4 protein-coding genes and 1 rRNA gene are annotated in these 6,958 nt (G+C 50.6%); 4 read left to right on the forward strand and 1 reads right to left on the reverse strand.

Features of this window, described 5'->3' with window-relative positions:
• Positions 1 to 23 precede the first annotated feature (23 nt).
• From ABYA77_RS01290 to ABYA77_RS01305, 4 genes are all read left to right on the forward strand, one after another.
• The gene (locus tag ABYA77_RS01290) at positions 24 to 3,542 is read left to right on the forward strand and encodes a NahK/ErcS family hybrid sensor histidine kinase/response regulator (protein WP_372964113.1); all 3,519 of its coding nucleotides are present in this window, start codon (positions 24 to 26) and stop codon (positions 3,540 to 3,542) included.
• Positions 3,539 to 5,182 (forward strand): tetratricopeptide repeat protein, encoded by a 1,644-nt coding sequence (locus tag ABYA77_RS01295; RefSeq protein ID WP_372964114.1) that lies wholly within the window; start codon positions 3,539 to 3,541, stop codon positions 5,180 to 5,182. The genes ABYA77_RS01290 and ABYA77_RS01295 overlap by 4 nt, the downstream gene beginning before the upstream one ends.
• The gene (locus ABYA77_RS01300; RefSeq protein WP_372964115.1) at positions 5,179 to 5,859 is read left to right on the forward strand and encodes a sensor histidine kinase; all 681 of its coding nucleotides are present in this window, start codon (positions 5,179 to 5,181) and stop codon (positions 5,857 to 5,859) included. The genes ABYA77_RS01295 and ABYA77_RS01300 overlap by 4 nt, the downstream gene beginning before the upstream one ends.
• Before the next feature lie 167 nt (positions 5,860 to 6,026).
• On the forward strand, positions 6,027 to 6,779 hold the full coding sequence (locus ABYA77_RS01305; RefSeq protein WP_372964116.1) for a response regulator: 753 nt from the start codon (positions 6,027 to 6,029) through the stop codon (positions 6,777 to 6,779).
• Between the two features lie 91 nt (positions 6,780 to 6,870).
• Here ABYA77_RS01305 and rrf read toward each other — a convergent pair.
• Positions 6,871 to 6,958, reverse strand: a 5S ribosomal RNA gene (rrf, locus tag ABYA77_RS01310); the annotation flags it as partial.

Raw genomic sequence — 6,958 nt, forward strand, 5'->3', positions numbered from 1 at the left:
CTCAGACCGGATAAAAACAACACATGATTAGCGCCTGGCTGCTTGTTTTAATCTCGATCACTTATATCTCACTGCTGTTCCTGATAGCCTGGGCCGGAGACAGACATCCCGGCCTCTATCGCCACAGGCTGGCACGCACGCACATCTACGGCCTCTCACTGGCAGTATATTTCACCTCGTGGACGTTCTACGGCGCAGTTGGCAGGGCTACTCAAGAGGGGCTTGGCTTCGCGCCTATCTATATAGGCCCCCTCGTGGTGTTTCTTTTTTTTGCGCCACTTCTCCGCCGCATTATCAACATCAGCAAGCGCAATAACAGCACATCCATTGCGGACTTCATTGCTTCCCGGTACGGCAAGTCACAACTGCTGGCAGCCATGGTTGCCATTGTGGCCCTGATAGGCAGCGTGCCCTACATAGCGCTTCAGCTAAAAGCTATTGCATTAGGGTTCAATGTGCTTTCCGGAAATGGCGCCCACTACCTGGAACTGAGTAGCGCTGCGTGGAACGACTCCGCTTGGTATATCACCCTAACCCTGGCGGTATTTACTGTGCTGTTCGGCACCCGGCATCTTGAATCAACAGAACATCACCGGGGGATGATTCAAGCCATTGCTTTTGAATCGTTAATCAAATTGATTGCCTTTGTCGCCGTTGGGCTCTTTGTTGGCTACGGGCTGTACAACGGATTTGGCGATCTCTTCCGGCAAGCAGCTGATGCAGATCTCATCGGCGTCTTAACCACAAGCTCTCTTGATGCACCCGCACTCATAGCCCAAACACTCGTCGCCATGCTCGCGATCATCTGCCTACCCAGACAGTTTCACGTCATGGTGGTGGAAAACGCTGACCACAGGGATTTCGAAGTCGCCCGCTGGGCAATGCCCATCTACCTGATCATTGCCAGTGCTTTTGTTATCCCTATCGCTGCGGCTGGCCTGCTGTATGCCGATAGCCTTGGCAACAACCCCGACATTGTTATCCTGCAACTCCCGATTATTGCCGGCCAACAGTGGCTTGCCGTATTCGCTTTTCTTGGGGGCGGTTCGGCTGCTGCTGCGATGGTTATTGTTTGTTCAGTTGCCATTTCAACCATGGTCAGCAACGAAATCATCATGCCGGGGCTACTGCGTTTTTTCCGGCCAAGAATGAACCGGCGAGCAGACTTGAGCTACGTGTTACTGACCATACGCCGAGTGGCTATTTTTGTCGTTCTCTTAACATCCTATGGCTTTTATCGAATGGCTGGTGAAAACTACAGTTTAACCGCCTTTGGACTATTGTCCTTCGCTGCTGCAGCCCAATTCGGCCCAGCGCTTGTTGGAGGTATCATCTGGCGTAACGGCAATGCAAATGGTGCAATCTGGGGTCTTGGGTTAGGCTTTCTGGTGTGGTGCTACACATTGCTCTTGCCGGCGCTGGCATCAACCGGCTGGATAAGTGACTCCCTGATCAATCAAGGGCTTTTCGGTTGGAACTGGACTCGACCCACGGCACTGTTCGGATCAGAGCTGGATCAGATCACTCACGGCATCCTCTGGAGCCTCGGCATTAACACCTCCGTCTACGTGTTGCTTTCGCTTATAACACGTCAGCGCATCCGGGAAAAAATCCAGCTTGCAGCATTTTTCCAGGATTCCAACCCTCGCCATGATAACGCTCAACACCAAAACTGGCAGGGCGAAGTTCTGACGTCCGACCTTCAGGCCCTGACAGATCGATTCATGGGAGAAGACCGCTCAGAAAGCGCTTTCCGCAACTATGAGCGGCGGAATGCTATTCGACTGTATCCACACCGCCCGGCCTCAACTCACCTCATGAAATACATCGAGCGCCAACTAGCTTCTGTGATAGGCGCCTCCACCGCCCGCGTCGTGCTTGAGTCCACTCTGACAGGCCGGGACATGCAGATTGAAGACGTTGTCAGCATCGTCGACGAAGCCTCTCAGGCAATGACCTTCAGCCGGGAGCTTCTGCAATCTGCTATAGAAAATATCAGCCTTGGGGTCTCCGTTGTTAATCATCAACAACAACTGGTGGTCTGGAACCAGCGTTACCTTGAGCTATTCAACTACCCCAAAGGCTATGTCAGAGTCGGCAGACCGGTAGAGGACCTGATGCGCTACAACCTCATGAACGCCAACCTGTCTGCCCGCCGCATTGACGAAATCATCGAAGACCGCGGCAGCAGTATGCGCAAAGGCAAACCTATGTCCTATGAGCGGCAACGCCCTGATGGCACCGTAGTCCGCATTGACGGCAGTCCTATTCCCGGGGGCGGCTATGTCACTACCTTCCAGGACATCACCCCCATGAGACGGACTGAGCAGGCTCTGAAGGAAACCAACATCTACCTGGAGCAACGTGTTCGCGAAAGAACCCAGGAATTACAAGTTATCAACGAGCAAATGCTCAAAGCGAAGTCTGTTGCCGAACAGGCAAACCACAGTAAAACACGATTTCTTGCCGCCGCAAGTCACGACCTTCTGCAACCTCTGAACGCTGCCCGGCTGTTCACCTCAGCGTTATCCGGGAAGGTGATCGCAGGTGATACCAAAGAACTCGTTGAGCATATCGACAGTTCACTGAGTGCTGCCGAAGAAATTATTAGCACCTTGCTGGATATATCCAAACTTGATGCCGGCGCACTGGAACCCGATATCGGCGTTTTCCCAGTCAATGACCTGCTAAGCCATCTGGCAACAGAGTTTTCAGCGATTGCCAAAGATCAGAACCTGGCGCTGCATGTGGTGCCCAGCTCCGCCTGGGTTCGTTCCGATGTAAAACTGCTGCGAAGAGTCGTTCAGAACTTCCTGTCCAATGCTATGCGTTATACCGATAGCGGCAAAATCCTGATGGGATGCCGGCGCCTAAAGGGTTACCTCCGTATTGAAATATGGGATACCGGCCCAGGCATGACAGAAGAACAGCTAACGCACATTTTTGAGGAGTTCCGGCGTTTCCAGCATGGCCAAGACAAAAAAGGCTTGGGTCTTGGTCTTGCTATTGTGGATAGAATCAGTGGCATGCTGAACCACCCCGTCTCGGTGCAGTCGATTCAAGGTAAAGGCAGTGTATTTTCGATTACCGTACCGTTGGCCCCTGCAAACTTAACACGCGCAGAGGCGAACAAAACAACCAGCGCATCAAGGCGAGTCTCCAGCCTTGGAGGCCTACGCGTGCTATGTATAGACAACGATGCAGCCATTCTTCAAGGTATGGTTGCGTTACTCGGCAACTGGAAATGCGATGTCACTGCCGCTAAAAGCCTGGAAGAGGCGCTCAATAAACTGGAGGGTAGAAGCCCGGATATTATCCTCGCGGATTACCAGTTAGATGATAACCGCAACGGCTTGGATGCCATGGATAGCATACGGGCGGAACTGGGTAACGAGATACCCGGCATGCTTATTACTGGCTACATGGCACCGGAAGTTCGAGAGGATGCCATCAAGCGTGGATATCAGATACTCTATAAACCCGTTAAACCAGCGGCCCTGAGGGCACTGGTGAACAAGCTACTGAAACAAAAACGGTCATGACCCACCCCTCTCAAAAAGACCCGCTAAACCAGTTTGGCAAGCTACGCTTCCTGATTGTGGATGATTTTGAAAACTTCAGATTATCCATGCGCCAAATGCTCAGAAGCTATGGCGCCAACAAGATAGAAGTCACAGGTAATGCCACGACCGCCATTAAGTATTGCACCTATAATCACGTAGATGTCGTTCTGTGCGACCTTAATCTTGGTGAAGGTAAAAATGGCCAACACGTTATCGAAGAGCTTCGTCACAAAAAACTGCTCAAACGATCCTCACTATTCCTGATGGTAACGGCAGAAACCTCCAAAGAGATGGTGATGGGAGCCCGAGAGCACCAACCTGATGCTTACCTCACCAAGCCCATCAACAGGGCGATGCTCGAAAAACGGCTTGGAAGCCTGATCAACCAGCGCAACACTCTGTTGCCCATAACCAAAGAAATCGATAAAGAAAACTACCCTGAAGCCATTTCACAATGCCTGCAGGCGTTGCCTAAACAGCCTCGCTATAAAACCTGGTTAATGAAAACCTTAGGCGAGCTTTACTATATTGTTGGCGACATGGCTCATGCCCAGAAAATCTACGATGACGTATTAAGTCAACGACAGTTATCCTGGGCCAACCTCGGTCGCTGTAAGGTGTTACTGGCCAATCACAATTTCGAACAGGCTGTAGCGGAGCTGAAGGCTCTGATTTCACGCCACCCTGACTACATCGAAGCTTATGACCTGCTGGCCGAAGCCCTGGAAAAACAAGGCCGAACAGTTCCAGCCCAAAAAGTGGTGGAAAGCGCCACAAAACGCTCCCCCAACGCCTTACTTCGACAAAAACACCTGGCAGAGCTTGCGGGTGTGAATCAGGATATTGCCACGGCTTCTCATGCGTGGCGCCAAACCGTGTCTCTAGGAACATACTCCATTCACGACAGCGCAGATCATTACCTTTGCTTAGCCCGAAGCCTGTCAGATCTCTGCGAAGGAAACCAGGAAGAGTCCGGTAGCCAGCAGGCAGAGGAAGCGCTAGCTGTGCTTACAAAAATGGAGAGACGGTTCCCTGATGACGAATTCCTATCACTGAAAAGCAGGATAGTGCAATCACGACTGTATTCCGGCCAACAACGCCAACGTGAGTCCGACCAAATTCTGGCAAGCATCGAAAGTGACATCGAGGCTATAGAAGACTTACCTGCAGAGATTACTCTCGATTATGCAAAAACTCTGTTTCGCGTTGGCAGAGGGCAGGAAGCGAAAGCCCTATTGACCCAACTCGCCACTGAACACAATGACGATACCGATATTCTCCAGAAAATTGAAAATCTTCTGGATGAGCCCGTTGGCTTTCGACAGAAACTTGAGGCCCGCAGCTTAAACCGTGATGGCATCAATGCTTTCGAAAATGACAACCTGGAGATGGCCGTCAGCGCTTTCGAGAAAGCCCTGGCAATTGTTCCTGATCACGCTGCACTGAACCTGAACCTCATCCAAGTCCTGATCAAACAGTATGAGCAGCAACCCGACAACCCATCACTTATAAAGACGTGCCAACAACGTCTGAGACGATTAAAGCACCTACCCGAACAGCATCGACAATACCGACGATACCAAATGATCAACCAAAAGATTCAAGGACTTAGCGAATGACAGACCCTTCAATCGATTTTTCCATGGTACTCGCCTCTTCCGTACACGACATGAAGAACTCCCTAGGAATGCTGTTAAATACGTTGGATGAACTGCGGGTTGAAAATGAGGGGGCATTCGCAAACTCCAAGAAATTTAATCAGCTCCAATACGAAGCTGAACGAATGCATAACGACCTGGTTCAGCTATTAGGCATTTACAGGCTGGGTGAAGAGAACCTGTCGGCTCACATAGATGAACACTTCATCCCCGATTTCCTCACAACACACCTTGCTCGCCACATCCCCCTGCTTGAGGGCCTGGGCATTGAGTTCTCTGTAGAGGCAGAAGAAATAAACGGATTCTTCGATGAAGACCTCCTGACCGGAGTCCTCAACAATACTATCAACAACGCAATTCGCTATACGAAAAGCAAAATACGGTTAACTGGAAGAGAACAAGACGGTTATCTAGTCATTGGCGTCGAAGATGATGGCGCTGGTTATCCGGAAAGCATGCGCCACAATGTGGCAAATACACCCAGCACTCTGGACTTCAAAAATGGAAGTACGAGCTTAGGGCTCTATTTCGCGTCGTCAGTAGCGAAACTTCACACTGAAGGTGATCGAACAGGTTCAATATCACTTCACAACGGGGGCTATTTGAACGGAGGTGTCTTTGAAATCTGGTTACCCTGACAGATAGGTTTCTGATACATGACCACAATATCCCATCAAAATTCAAAGGGCGTCCCAATTCCAGAAGCCTAAATTTCATTATACTGTCTATTTTCTAAGCACCGCCTATAGTTCTCCTTATAATCAATCTATTGGCACCAGTTACCGCCTAGAAGGAGGCAATGGAAATGGCGCGAGGGCATGCACTTATCGTAGAAGATTCGTCGACAGCGCGAATCATCCTTGCGCGCCTTCTCGAACGGGCTGATATTTCGAGCAAAGGCGTTGCAACGGCAGAAGAGGCCTTCCCTGCCTTACAGGCTGAAGCGTTTGACCTGATATTCCTTGACCACATTCTGCCGGGCATGAATGGCTTCCAAGCTCTAGAGAAACTGAAACAACAACCAACCACCCGCGATATACCGGTCTTCATGTATACCTCTCAGAATGCCGAGAAATATATCCAGGAAGCTCGAGAGCTTGGTGCCGCAGGCGTTATTCGCAAGCAGGTAGACCGGGACCAGCTTCTGAGAACTCTCGATATCATTCTTTCGGATGTACCTGAGCCCGAACAAAGCGAAGCCCTTCGTGTCGCAGTGGAAGATGGAGGTTACCCAATACCCGAGAGTGCGGAACAAAACGCTCGCAGGCTAACGGGCAGAATGTCCACGCTGGAGGTAGCCTATGAAGAACTGGAACAGGAATTACGCGAGTTACGAAACACTTTGGAGCAAGCCGATAATGGCTACGAACATAGTAAGCGCCAAACAAAAATCCGAATGAGACTTCTCGCGGGCGCTAATCTCATTTTTGCCATAGCATTAATCTGGCTCGTTACATGGCAGGATGGCAGGCTAGACACCCACATAGAGCGTACCAATGAACAGTTTTCGCTAATGCGGAGTGTTGTCGGCGGCGTTATCGAACTGATCAGCAGGTAGGCCCAGAGCCCCTTCACCATTCCATGTTATCCTCGGCTATAAATGAAAAAACCCCCGACAGCGAAGCTATCGGGGGTTTTCAGTATTAAGAGTCTGACGATGACCTACTCTCACATGGGCAATGCCACACTACCATCGGCGCAGGCTTGTTTCACTTCTGAGTTCGAGATGGGATCAGG

This window comes from Marinobacter sp. (assembly GCF_041595835.1).
In the GTDB taxonomy this organism is placed as follows: Bacteria; Pseudomonadota; Gammaproteobacteria; order Pseudomonadales; family Oleiphilaceae; genus Marinobacter.

Coding starts and splice junctions, on each gene's coding strand:
- ABYA77_RS01295 (WP_372964114.1), top strand. CDS start 3,539: ATGACCCACCCCTCTCAAAAAGACCCGCTAAACCAGTTTGGCAAGCTA.
- ABYA77_RS01305 (WP_372964116.1), top strand. CDS start 6,027: ATGGCGCGAGGGCATGCACTTATCGTAGAAGATTCGTCGACAGCGCGA.
- ABYA77_RS01300 (WP_372964115.1), top strand. CDS start 5,179: ATGACAGACCCTTCAATCGATTTTTCCATGGTACTCGCCTCTTCCGTA.
- ABYA77_RS01290 (WP_372964113.1), top strand. CDS start 24: ATGATTAGCGCCTGGCTGCTTGTTTTAATCTCGATCACTTATATCTCA.